The sequence below is a fragment of the Glycomyces terrestris genome (genome assembly GCF_003933745.1).
Lineage (GTDB): Bacteria > Actinomycetota > Actinomycetes > Mycobacteriales > Micromonosporaceae > Glycomyces > Glycomyces terrestris.
This window is the reverse complement of record NZ_RSEB01000008.1, coordinates 70,735-95,405: the sequence shown is the minus strand read 5'-3', so window position 1 is coordinate 95,405 and position 24,671 is coordinate 70,735. Positions and strand designations below refer to the sequence as shown.

Annotated in this window: 17 protein-coding genes; 10 read left to right on the top strand and 7 right to left on the bottom strand. The window is 73.0% G+C overall.

Annotated features, from left to right (window positions below; translation table 11 throughout):
- Positions 1–58: 58 nt before the first annotated feature.
- From glmS to sepH, 5 genes are all read right to left on the bottom strand, one after another.
- Complete coding sequence (glmS, locus tag EIW28_RS22795) at positions 59–1,909, bottom strand: glutamine--fructose-6-phosphate transaminase (isomerizing) (RefSeq protein ID WP_125250019.1); 1,851 nt, start codon at positions 1,907–1,909, stop codon at positions 59–61.
- Positions 1,910–2,118: 209 nt separating this feature from the next.
- Complete coding sequence (locus EIW28_RS22790) at positions 2,119–4,038, bottom strand: outer membrane protein assembly factor BamB family protein (protein WP_125250018.1); 1,920 nt, start codon at positions 4,036–4,038, stop codon at positions 2,119–2,121.
- Between the two features lie 221 nt (positions 4,039–4,259).
- Entirely contained in the window at positions 4,260–4,913 is a 654-nt protein-coding gene (thpR, locus tag EIW28_RS22785) for an RNA 2',3'-cyclic phosphodiesterase (RefSeq protein ID WP_125250017.1), read from the bottom strand.
- A 339-nt stretch (positions 4,914–5,252) separates the two neighbouring features.
- On the bottom strand, positions 5,253–6,515 hold the full coding sequence (locus EIW28_RS22780; RefSeq protein ID WP_125250016.1) for an MFS transporter: 1,263 nt from the start codon (positions 6,513–6,515) through the stop codon (positions 5,253–5,255).
- Positions 6,516–6,910: 395 nt separating this feature from the next.
- Positions 6,911–7,930: a septation protein SepH gene (gene sepH, locus EIW28_RS22775; RefSeq protein ID WP_125250015.1), complete on the bottom strand. Its 1,020-nt coding sequence runs from the start codon at positions 7,928–7,930 to the stop codon at positions 6,911–6,913.
- 209 nt (positions 7,931–8,139) lie between these two features.
- Here sepH and EIW28_RS22770 point away from each other — a divergent pair, with 209 nt between their 5' ends.
- On the top strand, positions 8,140–8,481 hold the full coding sequence (locus tag EIW28_RS22770; RefSeq protein WP_125250014.1) for a DUF2530 domain-containing protein: 342 nt from the start codon (positions 8,140–8,142) through the stop codon (positions 8,479–8,481).
- Positions 8,482–8,525: 44 nt separating this feature from the next.
- Here the strand turns inward: EIW28_RS22770 and EIW28_RS22765 are convergent, their stop codons facing one another.
- Positions 8,526–9,305, bottom strand: a complete 780-nt coding sequence (locus EIW28_RS22765) for a DUF3027 domain-containing protein (protein WP_197717431.1) — start codon at positions 9,303–9,305, stop codon at positions 8,526–8,528.
- Between the two features lie 367 nt (positions 9,306–9,672).
- Here EIW28_RS22765 and mqnB point away from each other — a divergent pair, with 367 nt between their 5' ends.
- From mqnB to EIW28_RS22720, 9 genes are all read left to right on the top strand, one after another.
- The gene (gene mqnB / locus EIW28_RS22760; protein WP_125250012.1) at positions 9,673–10,287 is read left to right on the top strand and encodes a futalosine hydrolase; all 615 of its coding nucleotides are present in this window, start codon (positions 9,673–9,675) and stop codon (positions 10,285–10,287) included.
- A gap of 86 nt (positions 10,288–10,373) precedes the next feature.
- A complete protein-coding gene (locus EIW28_RS22755) occupies positions 10,374–11,189 on the top strand; it encodes a 1,4-dihydroxy-6-naphthoate synthase (RefSeq protein ID WP_197717435.1) in 816 nt (271 codons plus the stop codon).
- A 128-nt stretch (positions 11,190–11,317) separates the two neighbouring features.
- Complete coding sequence (locus EIW28_RS25730) at positions 11,318–11,716, top strand: cold-shock protein (protein ID WP_125250010.1); 399 nt, start codon at positions 11,318–11,320, stop codon at positions 11,714–11,716.
- Positions 11,717–12,160: 444 nt separating this feature from the next.
- Entirely contained in the window at positions 12,161–12,979 is an 819-nt protein-coding gene (larE, locus tag EIW28_RS22745; RefSeq protein ID WP_232014172.1) for an ATP-dependent sacrificial sulfur transferase LarE, read from the top strand.
- Positions 12,963–13,706: a hypothetical protein gene (locus EIW28_RS25725; protein WP_125250075.1), complete on the top strand. Its 744-nt coding sequence runs from the start codon at positions 12,963–12,965 to the stop codon at positions 13,704–13,706. Before larE ends, EIW28_RS25725 begins: the two co-directional genes overlap by 17 nt.
- 406 nt (positions 13,707–14,112) lie before the next feature.
- Positions 14,113–14,559 carry a membrane protein insertion efficiency factor YidD gene (gene yidD, locus EIW28_RS22735; RefSeq protein ID WP_197717430.1) on the top strand — a complete coding sequence of 149 codons (447 nt, stop codon included), beginning with the start codon at positions 14,113–14,115 and terminating at the stop codon, positions 14,557–14,559.
- Positions 14,560–14,581: 22 nt separating this feature from the next.
- Positions 14,582–14,818, top strand: a complete 237-nt coding sequence (locus tag EIW28_RS22730) for a hypothetical protein (RefSeq protein ID WP_125250009.1) — start codon at positions 14,582–14,584, stop codon at positions 14,816–14,818.
- 192 nt (positions 14,819–15,010) lie between these two features.
- Entirely contained in the window at positions 15,011–20,641 is a 5,631-nt protein-coding gene (pulA, locus tag EIW28_RS22725; RefSeq protein WP_125250008.1) for a pullulanase-type alpha-1,6-glucosidase, read from the top strand.
- 144 nt (positions 20,642–20,785) lie between these two features.
- Positions 20,786–21,814, top strand: coding sequence for a DUF3824 domain-containing protein (locus EIW28_RS22720; protein ID WP_125250007.1), 1,029 nt, complete (start codon positions 20,786–20,788; stop codon positions 21,812–21,814).
- A 64-nt stretch (positions 21,815–21,878) separates the two neighbouring features.
- On the opposite strand, the gene EIW28_RS22715 is transcribed toward EIW28_RS22720, so the two are convergent.
- The gene (locus EIW28_RS22715; protein ID WP_125250006.1) at positions 21,879–24,671 is read right to left on the bottom strand and encodes an AfsR/SARP family transcriptional regulator; all 2,793 of its coding nucleotides are present in this window, start codon (positions 24,669–24,671) and stop codon (positions 21,879–21,881) included.

Genomic DNA, 24,671 nt, shown 5'->3' with positions numbered 1-24,671 from the left:
GGAAAAGGGCGGCCGCATCGGATGCGGCCGCCCTCGGTCCTCAATGGAGTCCGTGCGGCTACTCCACGGTGACGGACTTGGCGAGGTTGCGCGGCTGGTCGATGTCGCGGCCCAGGGCCGTGGCGAGCTCGGCCGCGAACTCCTGGAGCGGGACGGCCGTCAGCAGCGGCGCCAGGAGCGTCGGCGACGCGGGCGTCTCGATGACCAGGTCGGCGTGCGCGGCCGTGATCTTGTCGCCCTCCTCGCACACCGCGATCACCTTCGCGCCGCGGGCCTTGACCTCCTGGATGTTGGAGATGATCTTGTCGTGCAGGAGCGAGCGGCCCCGCGGGCTCGGCACGATCGCGATGACCGGCGTCCCGGCCTCGATGAGCGAGATCGGGCCGTGCTTGAGCTCGCCGGCGGCGAAGCCCTCGGCGTGCAGGTACGCGAGCTCCTTGAGCTTGAGCGCGCCCTCGAGGGCCACCGGGTAGCCGACGTGGCGGCCGATGAACAGGACGCGGTCGCTGCCGGCGCTCTCGCGGGCCATCTCGCGGACCGGGTCGAGGTTCTCGATGACCTTGGCGATCTTGCCGGGCGCGGCCACGAGCTCGTCGAGGATCGCGGAGACCTCGTCGGCGTACTTGATGCCGCGCACCTGCGCGAGGTGCAGGCCCACCAGGTAGCAGGCGGCGAGCTGCGTCAGGAACGCCTTCGTGGACGCGACGGCGACCTCGATGCCGGCGCGCGTGTAGAGCACCGCGTCGGACTCGCGCGGGATCGTCGACCCGACGGTGTTCGAGATGGAGAGCACGCGGGCCTTCTGGTCCTTCGCGTGGCGCACCGCCATGAGCGTGTCCATCGTCTCGCCCGACTGCGAGATCGCGACGACGAGCGTCGACCGGTCGAGGACGGGGTCGCGGTAGCGGAACTCGCTCGCGAGCTCGACCTCGCACGGGATGCGCGTCCAGTGCTCGATCGCGTACTTGGTGACCAGGCCGGCGTGGTACGAGGTGCCGCACGCCACGATGAACACCTTGTCGATGTCCCGGAAGTCCTGGTCGGACATGCGGACCTCGTCGAGGACGATCTGCCCGGCCTCGTCGATGCGCCCGCGGAGCGTGTCGGCCACGGCCTGCGGCTGCTCGTGGATCTCCTTGGCCATGAACGTGTCGTAGCCGCCCTTCTCGGCGGCCGCGATGTCCCAGTCGACGCTGAACGGCTTGCCCTCGGACGCCTGCCCGTCGAAGCCGCGCACCGCCACGCCCTCGCGGTCGATGGTCACGATCTGGTCCTGGCCGAGCTCGATGGCCTCGGTCGTGTAGGAGATGAACGCGGCCACGTCGGAGCCGAGGAAGTACTCGCCGTCGCCGAGCCCGACCACGAGCGGGGAGTTGCGGCGGGCGCCCACGACCGTGTCGGGGTCGTCGGCGGCGACCGCGAGGAGGGTGAACGCGCCTTCGAGGCGGGCGCACACCCGGGTCATGGCCTCGGTGAGGTCCCCGTCGACGGCGTACTCGCGGCCGAGCAGGTGGGCCGCGACCTCGGTGTCGGTGTCGGAGAGGAACTCGACGCCGTTCGCCTCGAGCTCGGCGCGCAGCTGCCCGAAGTTCTCGATGATGCCGTTGTGGATCAGGGAGATCCGGCCGTCGGCGGAGCGGTGGGGGTGCGCGTTGCGGTCGGAGGGGACGCCGTGCGTCGCCCAGCGGGTGTGCCCGATGCCGCAGGTGGACTCGGGGAGCGGGTGCTCGGCGAGGGCCGCCTCGAGGTTCGCGAGCTTGCCGGCGCGCTTGTCGACCTCGATGCGGCCGTCGGCCGAGACGAGCGCGATGCCCGCCGAGTCGTAGCCGCGGTATTCGAGACGGCGCAGGCCGTCGAGCACGACGTCGACGGCGCTGCGGCGGCCGACGTATCCAACGATTCCACACATGCGAGCCACCCTACCGCAGTTTCGCGCATCACTCATGCGCGGAGCCGCGGGAATCGATCACACCATTTGATCATTGACGGGGTTCACTCCACGTTCACCGCGTGGCCACGCACCGTCGAGGGCATCGTCAAGCGCACAGTCGAGCGCACCGTCGAGGGCACGGTCGAGCGCGCCGGCCGCTCACCGGCGGCCGCGCCGCGTCCCGGGCGTCATTCGACGACGGCGATGTTGCGGGTCCCCTCGGCGTTCACGTAGCTGACGGCCCCGCCGGAGCCGACGGCGCTGAGCTGCGCGTCGTGGCACCAGTTCGCGGGGACCGGGGCGGCCTCCTCGCCCTCGGCCGCCGTGCCCGGGAGCGCGATCTCCCGCACCTGGCCGCCGTCGACCTGGTAGAGGCGGCAGTCGGGGAGCGTCGGGTCGAGCGACAGGTCGGCGGCGAGCAGGGCCCGGTTGTCGGGCAGGACCGTGCCCCAGCCGCGGGCGACCTCGGGGTCGAGCGGCGTGTAGCCGAGGCGCACCTGGCCTTCGTAGAGGCGCTGGCCGGTGCCGGCGTCGTAGGCCATGACGCCGAGCCAGGAGCCTTCGCGGTCGTGCGCGGTGTAGCACTCGATGATCTGGACGGTGCGGCGCTCGCCCAGGGGCGCGTCGGCCCGGGCCTCGCCGCCGCCGGCGGCGACGCCGGTGGCGGGCGCGTCGGTGGGCTGGGAGAGGTGGAGCGTCCCGCCGCACGCGGAGGAGTTCGTGGAGCCGAAGGACTGGTCGCGCATGTGCCAGCGCTTCTCGCCGTCCTCGACGCCGTAGGCGATGAGGAGGTGCTCGAAGCGGCGGGCGGAGAAGGGCCCGTCGGTGACGCGGTGCTCGACGCGGCTGTCGATGAGGACGGTGTCGCCGGAGACGAGGAAGGACTCGGGGACGACTTCGGCGGCGGCGTCGACGGCCTGCTCCCAGGCGGGGTCGCCGTCGTCGAGGTCGAAGGCGAGGACGTAGTCGCGGGCGACGGTCCGGTCGGGGGCGGGCACGCAGTCGGCGAGGAGGACGACGCGGTCGCCGGCGACCTGGGCGGCGGTGCCTTCGCAGCCGGGCGGCATCTCGGCGTCCCAGAGGAGGCCGCCGCCGAAGTCGTAGACGCGGAAGACCTCGCTGCCGTCCTCGGCGTAGAGGAGGCGGTCGTCGGCGAGGGCGAGGAGGGTCCCGGGCGAGCCGTCGAAGCGGGCGGTGGCGACCTCGCCGCCGTCGCGGGTGCGCAGGACGCGGGTCTGGAAGTCGCCGCGGTTGTCGGCGCGGGGGCCGGTGAGGGCGACGAGGTCCTGGGCGTGGGAGAGGACGGGGGTCTGGGAGGCGAGCCAGTTCCAGCGGCGGTGGTACCAGACGGCGGCGCCGGTGGCGGGGTCGAGCATGGTGACGGCCTGCGGGGTGGGTTCGGTGGGGTGGTCGGTGCGCAGGAGGCCGTAGGGGGTGTCGGTGAAGCGCTCGACGCCGGCGAGGGCGGCGAGGTCGTCGGTGCCGGCTTCGGCGGCGGCCGCGTCGCCGACGTGCACGTCCTGGTTGGCGAGTTCGGCCCAGCGCTGCATGGCGGGGGCGAGGACGGCGGCGAGGAGGACGACGACGGCGACGGCGAACACGCCGACCTTGCGGCGCATGGCCTTCGGGGGGCGGGTGCGGCCGCCGGCGTAGCCCTCGACGACGAATTCGGAGAGGGCGAGGAGGCCGCCGCCGAGGACGCCGAAGCCGTAGGCGAGGGCGGCGACGCCGGCGCGGTGGGTGATGAACTGGCCGGGGCCGGCTTCGGGCATGGAGGAGTAGACGGCCCAGCCGGCGGCGGCGGAGAAGACGGCGGTGCAGAGTGCGGTGAGGATGATGCGCAGGCCGGTGCGGGAGGCGGCGGTGGTGATGACGGCGGCGGCGATGAGCACGGAGGCGACGGTGCCGATGATCATCCACACGCCGGAGGACCCGGAGCTCGCGCCCGTCCCGAACGACGCCCAGACGAGGAGGACGGCCCAGCACGCGAGGGCGGTGATCCCGGCGGCGCGGAGGAAGACGCGGGCGAGCGGGCGCCCGGTCTCGGTCGCGTGCGGGGAGCCCGCGTCGGTGCGGAGGCGGCCGGCGCCGAAGGTGTTGTGGGACATGCCCTCTTTCTACCGGTCACCGGCGGCGCGATCCTGGCTTTCGGACAGATCGCGAGCGGGTTTCTCCCTTGAGGGCAGGAGCTATGGCGATCGGACCGCTGGGCCCCCGGTGACAACCCTGCCACGGGGGTGCGACACGGCCCGGGCGCCGGGGCCGTTTCTCGGGCAGGGGACGACAGCCCGTGGCAGTGGGAGTGGCCGCGGGCTGTCGCAGTCGGGGGTCAGCCGCCGAGCGGGGCCGAGGCGACCGGCGTGTACTTGGGCTGGGCGCCGACGGGGCCCTTGCCGAAGTCGGACCGGTAGAGGACGAGCTCGCCCGCGGTCCAGCTGGGGCCGTAGTAGCGGCGGAGCGTGAGCAGGTCCTGGGCCGCCTGCTGGTTCGTGACGCGGTCGCCGGGGCGGGCGAGGGTCACGTGCGGGCGGTACTGCTTCTGGTCGACCGGGAGGTTCCCGGCGAGGAGGCCGGCGCGGATGCTGTGGACGAGGTCCACCAGGGCCGCGACGTCGCCGTCGAGCCCGGCGTACACCACCGAGTAGCGGCCGCGCCCGAAGCGCCCGCCGCCCGAGACGCAGAGCCGCATCGGCGCGGCCTCGCGGGCGGCCGCGGCGATGACCTCGGCGGTCTCGGCGCAGCGCGATTCGGGGACCTCGCCGAGGAAGGCGAGCGTGAGGTGCCAGTTCTCGGAGCGGACCAGGCGGCCGCTGCGCCCGGCGGCGCCGGGGCGGCTCGGGGCGCCGCGGCGCGCGATGTTGAGGTCGGAGACGACTTCGGCGAGATCGGCGACGGCGTTGTCGGGAAGGGGGAGCGCGGCGAACAGGCGCTCGGTCCGTACCTGGGGTGCGACCGGTGCGGTCGCTGTGGCGGAGGCACTCACTGGATTCCCTCCAGGGGCTCTACTCGGGATCGGTGACCCGCGCCTGCGGCGAGTGGTGTGTCGACGCGACGTGGTCGAGGGCTGTCACGATGTGCCTATCCTCGCAGCTGCCCCTGACGTTCATTCAGTGAAATCCCATTGGACGAGACAGTAATTTCGTCGAAGTAACGCCTATGTGCACTCGTGGGACGGCAGAGTCGCAGGAGGTTCGGGGCGATTGCGGAGAAGTCGGGCAACCTGCTGATGCCCGCGTTCGGTTCCGGTTCACCCTTTGGGATTAACGGATATCGGAGGGGACGGCGTTTCCGGGGCTGCCCCCAGCCTACGGCCGGCCCGCCACTAGGGCATGGCCTTGCCGGTGAGCGCGGTCGCGCGGCGGCGGATCTGCGCCCGCTTGGCGAGCGCGACGGCCGCGGGCGTGGCGACGGCGACGACCCCGCCGAGCCACAGGCCCGAGCGGGCCCCGAACTCCTCCATGACCCAGCCGACCACCGGCGCGAACACGGCGGTCGAGCCGAGGAAGACGAGCATGTACAGGCTCAGCACGCGGCCGCGGTAGTCGGCCCGCACGCCCATCTGGACCCGCTGGTTCGCGGCCTGCGCGTAGTAGACCATCGCGAAACCGGTGGGCGCCAGGAGGATCATGGCCGACCACAGGGTCGGGGCGAGGCCGACGACCAGGGTGCCGGCGCCGAGCAGCGCCGAGGACAGCAGCATCGTGTTCAGCGTCGGGCGGCCCGAGCGGCGGCCGGAGGCGAGCGACCCGGCGAGCGCGCCGACCGCGAGCGCGGTCAGGAGCAGGCCGTAGGAGTCGGCGCCGGTCTCGAACTCGGTGCGGGCCAGCACCGAGAGCGTCAGCGCGAAGTTGAAGGTGAAGCCGGAGACCAGGAGCGAGACGACGAGCACGGCGATGATGTCGGGCCGGGCGGCGGTGTAGCGCAGGGCCTCGCGGATCCCGCCGGCGTCCTCGCGGCGGCGCACCGGGTTGGAGAGGCTGCGGCGCAGCAGGACCGCGCAGGCGACGGCCGGGCCGAGGGCGAGGACGGCGCACGTGATGATGACGGTGCCGGTCGAGGTCACGGCGATGAGGACCCCGGCGAGCGCGGGGCCGGCGATGCGGCTGGTGTTGAAGATGGCGCTGCCGAGGCCGACGGCGTTGGGGAGCGCCTCGAGGTCGACGATCTCGGAGTAGAACGCCTGCCGCGCCGGGCCTTCGATGACCGAGACCGAGCCGAACGCGGCCATGCCGACGTAGACCATCCACAGTTCGATGTGCCCGGTGTGCACGACGGCCCCGAGCCCGGCGGTGACGGCGGCGGAGCCGAGGGAGCACAGGAGGAGGACGCGGCGCTTGTCGAAGCTGTCGGCGATCTTGCCGCCGTGGAGTCCGAAGAGGAGGTAGGGGCCGAACTGGAGCGCGAGGGTCCAGCCGAGGGCGGTCCCGGAGTTCCCGGAGAGCTCGAGCACGAGCCAGGAGACGGCGGTGGTCTGGAGCCAGAATGCGAGGGTGCCGACGAGCTGCCCGGTGGCGTACACCCGGAAGGCGGGGTAGGCGAGGGCTCTGAACGTGTGGCGCAGCTGGCCGAGGAGGACCGGAGACATCGCATTCCATGATATTTACTTACCGGTCGGCTAGCCAGTGACTGAGACGGACTTCTCTCCGCACCCCGCATCGACGGATGGTCACACCCCTGTGTCAGGGTTTTGACCGGGGGCCCAACGCACTCCGAACCATGGAGGCTGCCCGAAATCCACCGCACCACAACACCGAAGCGGGACGAGCCCAACAGACCCGCCCCGCTCCGAAACATCCTCACCTGCGAAAACGTCGCCCCCTCCGGATACGGTCAGGAGTGGGGCGATCACAAAGGACGAATCCGGAATTCCGGATTCGTCCGAAACGATCCTCATGATTCACCGCGCCCATCGGCCGACACGCCAGCCTAAAGCGACAAGCCCGCGCCCACAGCCGGAGCGCTGGCCCCGACCCGAGCGGGCTAGTCCTTGCCGGCGCTGCCGAACAGCACGTCGTCCCAGCCCGGGAGCTGGTTGCGCGGCTTCGAACCGGCCGCCGCCAGCGGCGGCACGTTCAGGTCGTCGTCGGCGACGGCCCGCTTGTTCGGGCGCAGCACCGCGAGCGAGGGAACCTCGGGGGTCTCCCGCTGCTCGGGCGCGGTCGTGCCCGGCAGGCCCAGCTGCGAGGTCCGCTTCCCGCGCCCCGGCACGTCGTCGAGCGGACGCTCGAGGACCTCGCGGAGGCGGTCGCGGCGCAGCGGGTCGGGACGCGAGTCGTCGTCGGAGTCGCGCAGGCCGTGCATCGGGTCCCGCGAGGGCCGCACCGGGTCGCCCGGGCGGATGCCCAGGTCGCTCGGCACGTCCTTCGGCCCGGAGACCTGCTGCGGCAGCGGCGTCGAGAGGAACTGCGCCATCTCGTCGTCGGGCGTCACGGTCTGGCGGGCCCGGTCGAGCTTCCAGCGCGCGCGGGCGGTCGTCTTCCCGGAGGACCACGACGCCTGCACCAGCCACGAGCCGTCCTCGGTGCGCCAGGCGTCCCAGGAGACGGCCTCGGGGTCGACCCCGTGCGTGCCGAGCTTCACATCGACCACATTGGACATACGCTCGCCGCGTTCGGAGGTCGCCAGCCGCGAGCGGCGGGCGGCCTGGGCGAGCATCGCGCGCTCCTGGAGGACCGGGCCGGCGTACCGGAGCACCCGGTCGACGGCGACCTGCGCGGAGGCGGCGATGTCCTCGGCGGACTCGCCGGCGCGGATGCGGGTCTGGATGTCGCGCGGGGAGAGGCTGACGGCGGCGGGGCGCTGCGGCACGGGACGGCTCGCGGGCGCGGGCTTGGCGGCCGGGGCGTCGGTCTTGGCGCGCAACGCGTTTCCGGCCTCGGGCACGTCGACCACGGCGGCGACCCGCTCGTCGAGCGGGAGGGCCAGCAGACGGCCGAGTTCGTCGGCGAGCACGAGCGCATGACCGTCCTCAGAGAGGGCTACGAACCGTACCGGCCTCATGCCTTCCACCCCTCGTGTCTTCGTCAGCGCCGCATTGCCAGCTCATCCGAGCGTACGCCCAACCCTACCGGCGAACCACAACCGGCGGGGTGTCGATAACCGATCACGGTGGCGCGGGCGCGATCGGCGGCCCTGCTGCGACGATGCGACGCCGACTCGCTTCGGCGTGACCGATTGTCGCGGGGACTGTCGCAGCGTACATTGGCAGCGTGTCCACCGACGGAAGTTCCCAGCCCCCGGCCTCGTCCGGCTCGTCGGCGAACCCTCGCGCCGCCTACCACCGGGTGAAGAAGACGCCCGAGCTCCCCGCGGCCGAGGCGGTGCGGCTGCGGATGACGCCGATCGCCGCCGTCGGCACTCTGCTGTGGACGATCGCCCTGGTGCTCACCCAGCTCTTCCGCGACGACCTCGCGGCCTCGGGGCGCGAGTGGTGGGGCACGTGCGCCCTCACCGGCGTCGTGGTGGGCCTGCTCGGCACCGCCGCGATGGCCGTCGCAGACCGCCGCCACTTCGGCCGCCAGGCCCGCGGCGGAGGCCGGGGTTCGGCATAAGGCCGCAGCCGGGCTGAAACGCCCTGCCCTGGCGGTTGCGGGGGCTAGAGGATCTCGGAGCCCTCGTCGTCGTAGATGATCTCGGACTTCTCGACGCCCTGCGGGGTCGTGTCGACGAACTCGCTGATCTGGGAGTGCGCGCCGCAGCCGTGGTCGGCGGAGACGACGCGGCCGTCCTCGGACGAGTACAGGTTCGCGCAGGCGCCGAAGGCGAGGCGCATCGAGCCGGCCAGCGGCAGGAAGAATCCGCAGGTGCCGCAGCGGGCGGCGGCGGGGGCGGCCTCGGCGATCGGGGCGTTCGGCCCGCGGTCGCCGTCGTACCAGCGCTGCGCGGCCTCGGCGCGGCCTTCGCGGTTCATGACGCGCTCGCGGCCCAGGCCCAGTTCGAATGCGATGTCCTCGACGGCGTCGTCGTCCGAGAGCTGGTAGGCGGGCATGAGGCGGTCGTCGTCGTCCTCGGTGGGGAGGACTTCGCCGGTGCCGACCTCGCCGCCCTGGAGGCGGTCGGCCCACGGGATCCACGCCGGGGCGCGGAGCGCGTCGGGGCCGGGCAGCAGCGCGGTCTCGGAGACGGTGGCGGCGCGGGCGCGCGGGGCGCGGGTGAGCACGACGGCCCAGCGCCAGCCGCGGTAGCCCGGCAGGGTGCACTCGAAGTAGTGGGTGACGACCCGCTCCGACTCGGCCTCGACGCCCAAGTGCTCCCCGATGCCCTCGGCGGCCTCTTCGGCGGCCTCGCGGGCCTGATCGACGGCATCGGCGAGGGCCCGGTCCAGGCGCGGTTTGCGGGTCCGGGTCTTGGCGGCGGCGGCGGAGCTGTCAGGCACGCCTTCAAGCATAGGTCAGCTCGCGCCGGACCCCGGCGGACGGTGCGCCCGGGTGAGAGCGGAATGCGCCACACCGCAGCCGTTGGGGCCCGAAAGTGTCGGACCCGCCGGGCACGGTTGATACCGGGGGCCCTCACCCAGAGGCTGGTCCTGGGCTGCCCGCCGGCGTTTCCGCCCCGTCCCTCCGGAGTTTCCGCCCCGTCCTCCCCGGACCGTGCCGCTGTGTCGACCGCGCCGTGCTGGGTGGCGGCGGTGTTGCCAGCCGGTTGCCGCAAGAGCGTCCAGGGCCGGCCCCTGCGGAGGCTGCGTCGGGCGCCACGTTCACTGCGGGGGTCGCGCGGCCGTGCGGGCCGGTACCGTTTCATCCATGCGAATACTCGTCGTGTGCGCGGTCGCCGAGGAGGCCCAGGCCGTCGAGGCCGGGCGCTCGCTCCGCCATGAGCTGGACATCCTCGTCTGCGGCGTCGGTCCGGCCGCCGCCGCCGCCTCCACCGCGCGGACCATCGCCGAGAACAGCCACATGGGGCGGGCGTACGACGTGGTCGTGAACGCCGGCATCTGCGGGGCGTTCCAGGGGCGGGCGCGGATCGGCGACGTGCTCATCGGCACCGACTCCGTCCACGCCGAGCTCGGCGTGGCCCTGCCGTGGCGGTTCCAGCCCATCGACGAGATCGGCTTCGGCACCAACCGGATCGGGTGCAACACCGTGCTCACCGTCGCCGTCGAGGGCGTGCGCGGCGAGATCCTCACGCTCGCCTCGATCACCGGCTCCGACGGGCAGGCCGCGAACCTCGCCCACCGGTACCCGGACGCCGTCGGCGAGGCCATGGAGGGCTTCGGCGTCGCCACCGCGGCCCAGCAGGCGGGTCTGCCGTTCGCCGAGATCCGGACGGTCTCCAACTTCGTCGGCGACCGGAACGTCGAGGGCTGGGACTGGGGCTCGGCCCTGAAGTCGCTCACCGGCGCGATCAGGGAGCTGTGATGGTCGCACTCGGCATTCCGTTCGACAGCGAGTCCGAGGACGGCGCGGGCAGCGGTTCCGGGGACGGCGCCGCCACGGCGGCCGCGCTGCACCTCGCGCACTCGCCGTGCCCGAACGACACGTTCATCTACCACGCCTGGACCTCCGGCCTCATCGACGGTGCCCCGGCCACGCGGCTGACGTTCGCCGACATCGACGTCACTAACTCCGCTTGCGCGCGAGGCGAGTTCGACGTCGCGAAGGTCTCGTACGCGGCCCTGCCGCACCTCGGCCCCGAATGGCGGCTGCTGCCCGCGGGCGGGGCGCTCGGGCGCGGGTGCGGGCCGCTGGTCCTCACCGGGCCGGGCGGGCTCGCGGACCTGAAGGGGAGGAAGGTCGCGGTCCCCTCGGACCGCAGCACCGCGTTCCTCCTGTTCAACCTGTGGCTGCGGGACCTCGGCGGTCCTGACGTCGCGGTCGAGGTCGTGCCGTTCGACCAGATCATGCCCGCGGTCCGCGAGGGCCGCTTCGACGCCGGGCTCGTCATCCACGAGGCCCGGTTCACGTACGCCGAGTACGGCCTGGAGTGCCTGGTCGACCTCGGCGAATGGTGGGAGGGCAGCACCGGGGCCCCGATCCCGCTCGGCGCGATCGTCGCCAAGTCCCATCTCGACACCGCGGCGGTCACCGACGCGATCCGCGCCTCGCTCGACTACGCGTGGGCGCATCCCGAGGCGAGCCGCGCGTACATCGCCGAGCACGCGCAGGAGATGTCGGAAGAGGTGTGCCGCAAGCACATCGAGCTGTACGTCAACGAGTTCTCCCGCGACCTCGGGGACGAGGGCCGCGACGCGGTGCGGCGGCTCCTCGGCGGGGCAGCGGAACTCGGGCTCGTGCCCGAGCTCGGCATCGCGATCCCCTAGCGGCCGAGCGCCGGTCGCGGTGCGTGGCGGTTCGGTCACCCGGACGGTCCGGACCGTCCGGTTCGTGCCACGCTAGGCTTGACGGACTCAGCAGTAGCCGGCAAGAGAGAGAAGTTCGAGGTTCAGCGGTGCCCAGTGGTCGAGTGAAATGGTTCGACGCCGAGAAGGGATTCGGATTCGTCTCCCGCGACGACGGCGGCAAGGACGTCTTCGTGCACCGCGACGCGCTTCCCGAGGGCGTGGAGGAACTCGCCAAGGGGACCAAGGTCGAGTACAGCATCATCGACACGCGCCGGGGCGTCCAGGCGATGGGCCTGCACGTGCTCGCCGCCCCGCAAGCCGGCGCTCCTGCGGCCCCCGAGACGCCCAAGCGCTCGCCCGAAGAGCTGAACAGCCTCCTCCAGGACCTCATCGGCGTGCTCGAGCAGCAGGTCATGCCGCCGCTCGCGCGCGGCCGCCGCCCCGACCGCAAGACCGGCGCCAAGATCGCCGAACTCCTGCGCGCCGTCGCCAGCGATCTGGAGTAGCAGTCGGCGGAGGGCGAGTCGGCCGCGCGCCCTTTTCGAGCAGCCCTCGCATTGAACGGCCGGACGCCGAATCGTCGGACCCCTCGGGCAGGGTTGTTGAACCGGGGGCCCATCGGTAGGGACATTTCCGTTATGTCCGCAGAAAAGGGTGGGACACGCGCGGCGGGATAGGCTCGTGAGGTGACCTCCCAAGCGACTCCCCCAGCGGCCCTTCCGATGCCTGGACGCCTGCCCGCGGGCCCGGTCGAGACCGCGCCCCCAGGCGCGGTCGGAGCCGGGGCCGGAGGCCCGGTCGGCGGGTCCGCGGTTGCGGGCGCGGGCCGAGATGCAGGTGCCGGCGCGGTCGAAGGTGCGGGTCGGGCTGCGGCCCACGACGGCTCGGCCGATAGCGCGAGTCGGGGCGCGGCGAGTCGTGCGGCCGATGCCGCATCGGCCGGGAGCGGGGTGGAGGCGCTGCTTGAGCAGCTGGCTTCGCTGCCGTCGTTGATGGTGGCGTTCTCGGGCGGGGCCGATTCGGCGTTCCTGCTCGCCGCCGCGGTGCGGGCGCTGGGGCCGGAGCGGGTCGAGGCGGCGACCGCCGTTTCGCCGTCGCTGCCGCGGGCGGAACTGGAGCGGGCGCGGGCGTTCGCGGAGGGCCTCGGGGTGGTGCACCATGCGCCGACCACCGACGAGCTCTCCCGGGAGGGCTACCGCGCCAACGCCGGTGACCGCTGCTTCTTCTGCAAGACCGAGCTGATGAGCGTCGTGGGGCCGCTGGCGGAGGCGCGGGCGATCGCGGCGGTCGCGACCGGCACTAACGCGGACGACCTCGCTGCCGGGTTCCGGCCGGGCATCCGCGCGGCCGCCGGGGCCGGGGCGATCACGCCGCTCGCCGACGCCGGGCTCACCAAGGCCGAGATCCGCGCCGCTTCGAAGGAGTGGGGGCTGGCGACCTGGGACAAGCCGGCGGCGGCCTGCCTCGCCAGCCGGATCGCGTACGGGGTCGAGGTGACCGCGGCAGGGCTGCGGCGGGTCGCGGAGGCCGAGGAGGCGCTGCGCGAGGCGTTCGGGCGGGCCGCGATCCCGGTGCGGAACCTGCGGGTGCGCGACATGGGCGGCGGTACAGCGAAGGTGGAAGTCGACGCCGAGCTGGTGCCGGCGGTCGCGGAGCGGCCGTCGCTGCTGGAGGCGGTCACGGGGTTCGCGGAAGTGCGGCTCGACTCGCAGGGATTCAGGTCGGGCGCGATGAACGAGTTGCTGCCGGACCCTGAGCGGTATCGCTGACGGGGCGGTCTCCGGTCTCCGGTCTCCGGTCTCCGGTCTCCGGTCTCCGGTCTCCGGTCTCCGGTCTCCGGTCTCCGGTCTCCGGTCTCCGGTCTCCGGTCTCCGGTCTCCGGTCTCCGGTCTCCGGTCTCCGGTCTCCGGTCTCCGGTCTCCGGTCTCCGGTCTCCGGTCTCCGGTCTCCGGTCTCCGGTCTCCGGTCTCCGGTCTCCGGTCTCCGGTCTCCGGTCTCCGGTCTCCGGTCTCCGGTCTCCGGTCTCCGGTCTCCGGTCTCCGGTCTCCGGTCTCCGGTCTCCGGTCTCCGGTCTCCGGTCTCCGGTCTCCGGTCTCCGGTCTCCGGTCTCCGGTCTCCGGTCTCCGGTCTCCGGTCTCCGGTCTCCGGTCTCCGGTCTCCGGTCTCCGGTCTCCGGTCTCCGGTCTCCGGTCTCCGGTCTCCGGTCTCCGGTCTCCGGTCTCCGGTCTCCGGTCTCCGGTCTCCGGTCTCCGGTCTCCGGTCTCCGGTCTCCGGTCTCCGGTCTCCGGTCTCCGGTCTCCGGTCTCCGGTCTCCGGTCTCCGGTCTCCGGTCTCCGGTCTCCGGTCTCCGAACGATGCTCGGCCCTGGAGGGCTGCGACGGCACTGATGTGCGGCGATATTTCGGGATATTCCGGAAATGTTCCGAGCGATGGGCCCCCCGTTCGACAACCCTGACTCGTGAGTGTGACAGTCGGGGTTATTGGGGCTCAACGTGATTGATCTTCGGGTGGAGGGGTACTGAGTGTGGAGTACCCGGTGGGGCCGGCGATGATCGTCAGTGGAGGATGATCCGATGGCCCCACCGGGTCCATAACCCCTCGGGAACCCCTCATTCCCCGAGGTCTTCACCGTGGAACACCAGCCTGAGCGGGCCCTGAACCGGTCCTGACAATTCCCTGATACCGGGGTGTTCGGCCTATAACGGGCGGTGTGTGCTTTTCGGACATGAGGCCGCCTGAATCCTCACCGATCGGCTTCGGATGCCTTCGCCCTCGGGACCGGGTTCGGCACCCCGATGGTTCCGGCTGCTTGAGCAGCGAGTCCTCCCTTTCCTCGCGGAGCGGACTCCGCTGCCGCACCGGTGCCGCCGCTTCGTCGTTGCGGGCGTGTAGAACTGTCGGGGTGGAATGCTCCGGGTGCGTCAGCCTCTACCAGCCGGGCTGCTCGACCGGGTGCGGCGAGCCGCTCGCCGCCTCCTGCGACCCCGGCGGGCCCTGCAACTTCTGCGCGGCGGCCTGCGGCGGGACCACCGATCCCGGGCCGTTCCACTCGTTCGCGCTGGGGGCCTTGGGATTCGGGCGACTGACGCCGGAGCGGCTGGAGCGGGCCCGCGCCCGCAAGCGCGAGGGGCCGCGCAGATTCGGGCTGCGGGCGATCGCCTGGTACCGCCGCCACCTGTCGCCGCGCGTGCAGGTGCAGTGCCGGTTCACGCCGAGCTGCTCGGGCTACGGGTACCGGGCGGTGTCGCGGTACGGCCTGTGGACGGGCGGGCGGCTCGCCCTGGCGCGCATCCTGCGGTGCCGGCCGGGCGTGACCCGAGGCACCCGTGATCCGGTTCCCGGCCGCTGAGGCGCCCGTTAAGATCCAGGTCATGAGTGACTCGAACCTGGTGGGCCGCGAGACCGACAGCGCGCCCGCCCAGAAGGCCGCCAAGACCCGCTCCCGCACGGTCAAGCCCGGACACCTGGAGGTCGGGGAGTTCACCTCCGGCGTCATCGGGGCCTCGTCGCCGTTCGGGACGTCCGCGTTCCCGGTGCCGGTGAAGTCCGTGTACTACGAGCACACCCCTCCGGTGCCGACCCGCCACCTCGAGGACGAGCGCCACTAGTCCTCACGCCTGCTGCGAAGCCCTCCGCATCGAGCGGGGGGCTTCTTCGTGTTCCGGGTTCTCGGTTTCGCAACGGATTATCAGAATGTTGTAAGGAAATTTCAGAGGTGGTATGTTCTTGCGCACACGGGGTGCGTCTCCCGTCACGCCGACGCCCCTGACCCCCGATCGACCCCCGGAGGATGAAGCGCAATGCCGCGTACCGCCCGAACCGCGGCGGGAGTGCTGGGCGCCGCCCTGGCACTCACCGCCTGCACCAGCCCCGGCGACCCGCCCGACGACGGCTCCTGGACCGACGAGCCCGCCGACTCGCAGCTGGCCGCCCTCGCCCAGGCCCCCTCGGACGAGGCCGAGCAGTTCTACTTCGTCATGACCGACCGCTTCGCCGACGGCGACCCCGCCAACAACACCGGCGGCCTCGACGGCGACGCGACCGCCACCGGCTACGACCCGACGAAGCGCATGTTCTACCAGGGCGGCGACCTCGCCGGCGTCGAGCAGCGCCTCGACTACATCGAGGGCCTGGGCACCACCGCGATCTGGCTGACGCCCGTCGTCGTCAACCAGCCCGTGCAGGTCTCCGAGACCTGGACCGGCGCCGGCTACCACGGCTACTGGGGCACCGACTTCACCGCCGTCGACCCGCACCTGGGCGACGACGCGGAGCTCCAGAGCCTCATCGACGCCGCGCACGACCGCGGGATCGAGGTCTACCTCGACGTCGTCGTCAACCACACCGCCGACGTCATCGAGTCCGCCGAGGGCGGGGACGGCTACGTGTCCAAAGAGGACTCGCCCTACGAGGACGCGGAGGGCCGGCCGTTCGAGGACGCGAACTACGCCGAGGCCGGCGAGTTCCCGGCCGTGACCGCCGAGGGCGCGCCGTACACGCCCGTCCTCGAAGCGGGCGAGGAGGACGCGAAGTCCCCCGACTGGCTCAACGACCCGACCATGTACCACAACCGCGGGAACTCGACCTACACCGGCGAGTCCTCCACGTACGGCGACTTCTCCGGCCTCGACGACCTGTGGACCGAGCGGCCCGAGGTCGTGCACGGCTGGATCGACGTCTACGCCGACTGGATCGCCGAGTCCGGTGTGGACGGCTTCCGCCTCGACACCGCCAAGCACGTCAACCTCGAGTTCTGGCCCCAGTTCATGGCCGGCGTCGAGGACGCCGCCGAGGCCGAGGGCATCGACTTCTTCGCGTTCGGCGAGGTCTACTCCGGCGACCCCGTGTACACGAGCACGTATGTGCGCCAAGGCGGCCTGGACGCCGTGCTCGACTTCGGGTTCCACGGCGCCGCGACCGGGTTCGCCACCGGCGCCGCCGGGGCCGAGGGCCTGGCCGCCGTCTACGCGTCCGACCCGCTGTTCACCGCCGACGGCACCGACGCGCTGTCGATGCCGACCTTCGTCTCCAACCACGACATCGGCCGCGTCGGCCGCGCCATCGTCGAGACCACCGACGAGTCCACCTGGACCCAGCGCGCGATCCTCGCCCAGCAGCTCATGTTCCTCACCCGCGGCCAGCCCGTCGTCTACTACGGCGACGAGCAGGGCTTCACCGGCTCCGGCGGCGACGACTACGCCCGCCAGACCATGTTCGCGTCCCAAGTGGACGAATACCTGGACGACGAGGTCATCGGCGCCGACACCACGCACGCCGAGGACCACTACGACCCCGGCCACCCGGTCTACCAGGCGATCGCCGAACTCGGGCAACTCCGCAAGGACCACCCCGCCCTCGCGGACGGCGCCCAGGTGACCCGCTCGACCGAGGACGGCGTCTTCGCGTTCTCCCGCATCGGCGCCGACGGCGTCGAATACCTCGTCGCCGTCTCGAACGCCACCGAGGCGCGCACCGTCGACGTCGCGACGGACTCCGGCGCGTTCACCGCCGTGTACGGCGACGGTGCGATCGAGGCCGCCGACGGGGCCGCCTCCGTCACCGTGCCGCCGCTGTCGGCCGTCGTCTTCCGCGCCGACGAGCCCGTCGCCGCCGGGGACGCCCCCGCCGTGACCCTCAGCGTCGCCGAGGAGTCCGCGACCACCGCGCACGTCACCGCCGACGTGTCCGGCGACCCGCTCGCTCGCGTCGCCTTCGCCGCCTCCGTCGACGGCGGCGACTGGACCTACGTCGGGACCTCCCCCGGCCCCGACCACCGCATCGCCTACGACCTCGCAGGGCTGCAAGGCGACCAGCGCGTCGAGTTCAAGGCCGTCGCCGTCGACCGGAGCGGGCGCACCGCCGCCGCGAAGGCCGCCACCGCCGTCGCCACCCCCGACCAGGCCGGCGGCGGGCCCGCCTGGGCGAACGTCCACTACGACGGCGACCCCGAGGAGTGGGGCCTGTACGCGTGGGGCGACGTCGCCGAGGAGTCGAGCACCGTCTGGCCCGAGTCGAACCCGTTCAGCGGCACCGACTCCTACGGGTCCTTCGCGCCGATCAGGCTCGCCGAGGACGCGGACGAGGTCGGGTTCCTCGTCATCGACGGCGAGGGGAACAAGGACCACCCGGACGACCGGTCCTTCGACCCGGGCGCGAACCCCGAGATCTGGCTCAAGGCCGGCACCGGCGGCATCGCGTACTCGCTCGCCGAGGCCAACGGGTACGTCACCGTCCACGCCCCCGACGACGGCGCCGACTGGGGCCTGCACCTGTGGGGCGACGCCCTCGCCCCCGGCGCCGAGACCTCATGGGACGCACCGCGACCGCCCGACGGCACCGACGAATGGGGCCGCTACTGGCACGTGCCCGTCGACGACGTCGACGCGCAGATGGGCCTCATCGTCCACGCCGGGGACACCAAGCTCCACGGCGCGGACGTGCTCCTCACGCCCGCGCAGCTCGGCGAGACCTGGGTGACCGCGGCCGGCGCGCACGCCACGCAGGCCGCCGCCGACGGCCGGGTCGTGATCCACTACCGGCGCCCCGCCGGCGACTACGACGGCTGGACCCTCCACACCTGGGAGGGCGCGGCCGACCCCACCGACTGGAACGCCGGGCTCCGGCCCGTGCGCACCGACGCCTTCGGCGCCGTCTACGAAGTCGACCTCGCCGACGGCGCGACCGCCCTCTCCTACATCCTCCACCGCGGCGACGAGAAGGACCTCCCCGCCGACCAGCGGCTCGTGTTCGCCGAACACGGCCAGGAAGTGTGGATCACCGCCGCGACCGACGGGTACGTGCGCCCCGCCGGGGCCTCCGCCGACCGCGGCCAGGACCTCGACCTCGCCAAGGAGCAGGCCGTCTGGCTCGACGCCGACACCGTCGCGCTCGACACCGACGGCACCGACGGGAAGGTCTTCGAACTCCTCGCCAGCGCCGACGGCTCGATCAAGGTCGAGGACGGCGCGCTCACCGGCGACTTCGAGACGATCGCGCTCACCCCGAAGGGCGGCCTCACCGAGGCGCAGCGGCGGGCGTGGCCGGCGTACTGGGGCTACGAGGCGTTCGACGTCGCGGCGGACGGCGACGCGGTCCGGGAGGCCCTGCGCGGGCAGCTCGTCGCGGTCGAGCGCGACCACACGGGCCTGGCCTGGTACGCGACGGGCGTGCAGACCGCGGGCGCGGTGGACGACGTGTACGCGGCGGCGCTCGGCGCCGACCTGGGCGTGACGTGGCAGGGGAGGAAGCCGCACCTGTCGCTGTGGGCGCCGACGGCGCAGTCGGTGAGCCTGGAGCTGTACGACTCGCCGGACGACACTTCCCCTGAGCTGCACGAGATGTCGTTCTCGGAGCGGACGGGCGTGTGGACCGTGAAGGGCGCCAAGGGCTGGGACCGCAAGTTCTACCGGTTCGCGGTCGAGGTGTGGCATCCGGCGTCGCAGGCCGTCGAGTCGTACTCGGTGACGGACCCGTACTCGCTGTCGCTGGCGGCGGATTCGACGCACAGCCAGATCGTGGACCTGGACGACGCGGACCTGAAGCCGGACGTCTGGGACGGCGAGGACGCGCCCGCGGCGGTCGATCCGGCCGCGGCGCAGGTGTGGGAGGTGCACGTGCGGGACTTCTCGATCGCCGACGCGTCGGTGCCCGAGGAGCTGCGCGGCACGTACGCGGCGTTCGCCGCGGAGGACTCGGTGTCGGTGCGGCACTTGGCGGAGCTCGCGGACGCGGGCCTGAACTACGTGCACCTGCTGCCGACGTTCGACATCGCGTCGATCCCCGAGAGGGGGCAGTCCATCGTGGACTGCGACCTGGACCTGATGGCGGCGAACTCGACCGAGCAGCAGGCGTGCGTCGGGGCGGTGCGCGCCCAGGACGCGTACAACTGGGGCTACGACCCGCTGCACTTCAACGTGCCGGAGGGCTCGTACGCGACGGAGGCGGACGGGGCGCGGCGCGTCCTGGAGTACCGGGAGATGGTGGCGGCGCTCCACGGTCTGGGGCTGCGGGTGGTGAACGACGTCGTCTACAACCACACGGCCGCGTCGGGGACCGCCGCGACGTCGGTCCTGGACCGGGTCGTGCCCGGCTACTACCACCGGCTCGACGCGGACGGCGAGGTGTACACGTCGACGTGCTGCGCGAACACCGCGACGGAGCGGCCGATGTTCGACAAGTTCATCGTCGAGTCGACCGTGCTGTGGCAGGACGCGTACCACGTGGACGGGTTCCGGTTCGACCTCATGGGGCACCATCCGAAGTCGAACCTGCTCGCGGTGCGGGCGGCCCTCGACGAGGACGTGCTGCTGTACGGCGAGGGCTGGAACTTCGGGGAGGTCGCGGACGACGCCCTGTTCGAGCAGGCGACGCAGGCGAACCTGGCCGGCACCGGGATCGGGACGTTCAACGACCGGATGCGCGACGCCGTGCGCGGCGGCGGCCCGTTCGACGCCGACCCGACCGTGCAGGGCTTCGGTTCGGGCCTGTGGACCGCGGACAACGACGGGGAGGCCACGGACGCGGAGCTGGCGGCGCTCATGCACGCGCAGGACCTGGTGAAGCTGGGCCTGGTCGGGAACCTCGCCGACTACGCGTTCACGGCCTCGGACGGGACGGCGGTGACCGGCGCCGGCCTCGACTACAACGGGGCGGCCGCGGGCTACACGGCCGACCCGGGCGAGGCGGTGAACTACGTCGACGCGCACGACAACGAGATCCTGTTCGACGCGCTCGCGTACAAGCTGGACGCGGACACGACCGGGGCGGACCGGGCGCGGATGCAGGTCCTGAGCCTCGCGACCGCGGTGCTCAGCCAGGGGACCGGGTTCACGACGGCCGGGAGCGAGCTGCTCCGGTCGAAGTCGCTGGACCGGGACTCGTACGACTCCGGGGACTGGTTCAACGCGATCCGCTGGGACTGCGCCGGGGCCCAGGGCTTCGGGCCGTCGTCGAACGGGTTCGGGTCGGGGCTGCCGCCGGCGTGGACGACGGAGGCGAAGTGGCCGTACGCGGAGGCCGCGATCGCGGCGGTCGACGCGCCCTCGTGCGGGGACATCGCCCTCGCGGGCGACCGGTACCTGGAGCTGCTGCGGATCGCGTCCTCGACTGGGGCGTTCAGCCTCGGGTCGGGCGAGGCGGTCGCCGAGCGGGTCTCGTTCCCGCTGTCGGGCACCGCGGCCGAGGCGCCGGGCGTGATCGTGATGCGGATCGGGCTCGACGGCCTGGACGACGCGTTCGAGGAGGTCACCGTGGTGTTCAACGCGTCGCCGGAGGCGGTGGACCAGACGGTCCCGGAGGCGGCCGGTTCGGGCGCGGGGCTGCACCCGGTCCTGGAGGACTCGGCGGACCCGGTGTTCGCAGACGCGGCGTTCGACGACGCGACCGGGACGTTCACCGTGCCGGGCCGGACGGTGGCCGTGTTCGTCAGCTAACGATTTCGATATTGACAGGTCGGTGATACTGGGGATTAGTTTCGGATCCCTGAAGCCGGGGCGGGTGCTCACCCGTCCCGGTTTAGTGTTCGCTGACGAAAACGGGTGGAGACAGCGGCTGCGGGGGCCGGATACGATCGGTCCATGACGTACCCCCCGCAAGACCCCGGCGCGGTGCCTCCGGGTGCACCGGACCCCTACGGCCAGTCCCAGCCCGCGCCGCCGCCCGCGGGAGGCTACGCGCCCGGCCAGGTGGGGGCCGACCCGTCCTATCCGGCCCCGTCCCCGACGGCGCCGCCCACGACGCAGCTGCCGGCGTCCGGCTACCAGCCGGACCCGGGCGCGGTCCCGTACTACCCGCAGCCCGGGTACGACCCGAACCAGCCCTACAACCCGTACCAGCAGTACGGGCCGCCGCCGGTGCAGGCCACCACGAAGGGCGGCGGCGGCACGGCGCTGCTCATCATCGGCGTGGTGCTGCTGATGGCGCTCGGCGCGGTCGGCGGCTACTTCTGGCTCGGCGGCGACCGGGAGGAGGGCGAGCTCAGCGGCGCCGAGGACGACACGTCCACGTCGCAGGAGTCCGACCCCGGCGACGGCGGCGGCTCCACCGGCGAGGAAGAGCCCGAGGAGGAGGCGCCCGGGCCGTCCGGGACCGGCCTGTCGGTGACCTCCCTCGGCTCGGTGACGCCGATCCCCGCAGGCGAGTGGGCCCCGTACTACGGTCCGGGCGAGAGCAACGAGCCGATGACGGACTCGGAGGGGTACGCGCTCCATCACACCGAGGAGTGGATCTCGTTCTTCGGCGTGGGCCTGTACTCGGGCGCGGTCGCCCAGTACGACCCGACGGACCTGCGGACGAGCGCGGCGAGCGCGGCCGAGGTGTGGCTGACGGGCGCGTTCGGCTCGGTGCAGGGCTACACGATGGGCGAGATCGCGTACCAGGACGTGGAGGTCGACGGGAAGACCGGCGTGCTCGCGACGTGGCGGAACTCGTGGACGTCGACGCAGGGCAGCACGGACACGTTCGAGGACACGGCGATGCTGGTGGTCGACGTTGACGGCGTGAACGGGTTCCTGGGGATCGCGAGCATCGCGCAGTCGGGCACCGACTCGTACCAGTCGGCGGTGGACGCGCTCCTGGCGACGGACTTCGACGCCGAGACCGCTTAGGCGGCAACGGTTTCCATGCAGGGCTCCGCCTCCGGGCGGGGCCCTGCGGCCGTTCCCGGGCGGTTCAGCGGCCCTCGTTCCCGGCCCGCGCGTCGAGCTTGGCGCGGACCCGGTCGGCCTCGGCGGTGAAGCCGGCGTCGTCGTACACCGCCGCCGCCGCGGCCCACTCCCGGTCCGCCTCCGGCAGGCGGCCGGCCGCGGCCCGCGCGTCGCCCAGGTGCTCGCGGGCGAACGCGGCGCTCACCGCCATGCCCTGCTCCTCGTACCAGGCCAGCGCCTCGGCGAAGCACGCCGCCGCGTCCTCGAAGCGGCCTTCGGCGTGCGCGATGGCCCCGAAGCCGATCGCGGTGTTCGCGTCCCCGAGCGGGATGCCCTCGGCGCGGGCGGCGGCGCGGACCTCCGCGAAGCAGGCGCGGGCCTCGTCGAGGTCGCCGAGGGGGACGCTGTGCCAGCCGACGGCGTACAGCATCCGGTAGTCCCAGAAGCGGTCGCCGACGGCCCGGAAGTACCGGTGGCCCTGGCGCGCGTAGCCGCGCGCTTCGGCGTCGCGCCCGTCGGCCCCCGAGCCGACGGTGACCGCGTAGCTGGCGATCGCCTTCGCTCCCGGGTCGTCGCCGTTCGCGGCGGCCGTCATGGTCTGCGACAGGTGCTTGCGGAGCGACGGCTCGGTGCCCAGGAGGAGCATCGGGCCGGTGATGTGGCCGCGCGACAGGAGCCGGTCGAGGACGCCGTCGACGCGCCGCGGCGGCGCGGGCGGGTCCGCCGCCCCGGGTTCGCGGCCCAGGAACCGGTCGAGGAACAGCTCCGTGAGGACCCAGCCGAGCTGCCAGAGGCGCGCCTCGAGCGCGGGGCGTTCGGGTTCGAAGCGGATGAGGCCGCGCATGACCCCGTCCTCGGCTTCGAGCCAGGCGCGGCCGGCCTCGGCGTCGGCGACGGGCTCGGTGACGACCCCCGGTTCGGGCTCGCCGAGGTCGAAGCGGTCGGCGCGCGGGGCGATCCGGTCGGCGATCGCGTCGACGGTGAACAGGTAGTGCTCGATCATGCGGCGCGCGGCCGCGTCGCGGCGCTCCGCGGCGACCTCCTCGGCGAAGCGCTCCTTCGCGTAGGCGCGCAGGAGGTCGTGCATGGTGTAGCGGCCCTCCACGGGCTGCTCGACGAGGTGGACGCCCGCGAGCTCGTTCAGCGCGGCCTCGGCCTCGGCGCGCGGCCCGCCCATGAGGCTGGCGAGCGCGGCGGGCGTGAGCTCGGGCCCGGGGTGGAGCCCGAACAGCCGGAACGCCTGCGCGGCACGGGAACCGAGCGCCTGGTAGGAGCAGGCGAACACGGAGCGCGGGTCGGAGCCGGGGTCGGCGGCGGCGAGGACCTTGAACACGTTCGTGGTCTGGTCGAGGCGGTCGGCGAGCGATTGCACGGAGAAGCCGGGGTGCCGGGCGGCCCACGCGCCGATGAGGGTGAGGGCGAGCGGGAGGCGGCCGCACGCGGCGACGATCCGGCGGACGGGCGCCTCCTCGGCCATGGCCCGGCCCAGTCCGATGCGGCGCACCAGGAGCGCCCACGCGTCGCCTTCGGTCATGAGGTCGAGCGGGACGGTGTCGGCGCCTTCGCCGGCGTCGAGGCCGGCGAGCCGGTCGCGGGAGGTCACGAGCGTGAAGCTGCCGGGTGCGACGGGCAGGAGGGGCCGCACCTGGGCGGCGTCGCGGGCGTTGTCGAGGAGGATGAGGACGCGGCGGCGGGCGAGCACGGTCCGGTACAGGCCGGTGCGCTCGTCGAGGCCGGCCGGGAGCTGGTGGGCGGGGACGCCGAGCGCGGCGAGCGCCTCGGCGAGGACGGCGGCCGGTTCGGCGCCGTCGCTGGCGGGGTCGAAGCCGCGCAGGTTGAAGTACAGCTGCCCGTCCGGGAAGCGGTGGGCGACGCGGTGGGCCCAGCGGACGGCGAGCGCGGTCTTGCCGACGCCGCCCATGCCGGTGACGACGGCGAGGCCGGCCTCGCCGTCGGCGGCGTCGAGCGCGTCGTCGAGGAGGCGGATCTCGTCGTCGCGGCCGGTGAAGCGGGTGATGGCGCGCGGGAGCGTGGCGGGGACGAGCCGGGGCGGGTCGACGGCGGCGGGGGCGGCGCCGGTGTCGTCGCGGATGATCGCGGCGTGCAGGTCGACGAGTTCGCGGTCGGGGTCGACGCCGAGGGCCTCGGCGAGGCGCTCCTTCAGGGCGGCGAACGCGTCGGCGGCCTCGGCGATGCGCCCGCCGGCGTGGAGGGCGCGCATGAGGAGGGCGGTGAGGCGCTGGCGGGTGCCGTGGGCGGCGGCGGCCTGGCGGAGCTCGTCGACGACGTCGGCGTGGCGGCCGAGTTCGAGGTCGAGTTCGAGGCGGCGTTCGAGGAGGGCGAGGCGGTGCTCGTCGTAGCGGCGGCGGACGGCCTCGATCGCGGTCCCGGACTGGTCGGCGAGCGCGGGGCCGCGCCATTCGGCGAGGGCGGCGCGGAGGGCGTCGGCGGCCTCGGCGGTGCGGCCTTCGAGCCGGAGGTTCCGGGCCAGGTCCTCGTTCGCCTTGCAGCGCAGGAGGTCGAGTTCGCCGGTGTCGATGCGGAAGCGGTAGGCGCGGCCGACGGTCTCGATGCGGTCGCGGGCGGCCCCGAGTTTGCCGCGGAGGACGCCGACGGCGTTCTGGATCTGCGTGTCGGGGTCCTTGGGCAGGTCGGGTCCGTAGACGGCGCGGATGAGGGCGTCGATGGGGACGACGCGGCCGGCGTCGTCGAGGAGGACGGCCAGGATCGTGGCGGACTTGCCGCGGGGGACGGCGGCCGCGGCGCCGTCGATGCGGACCTCCAGGGGGCCGAGGAGGCGCACGTCGAGGGTTGGCAT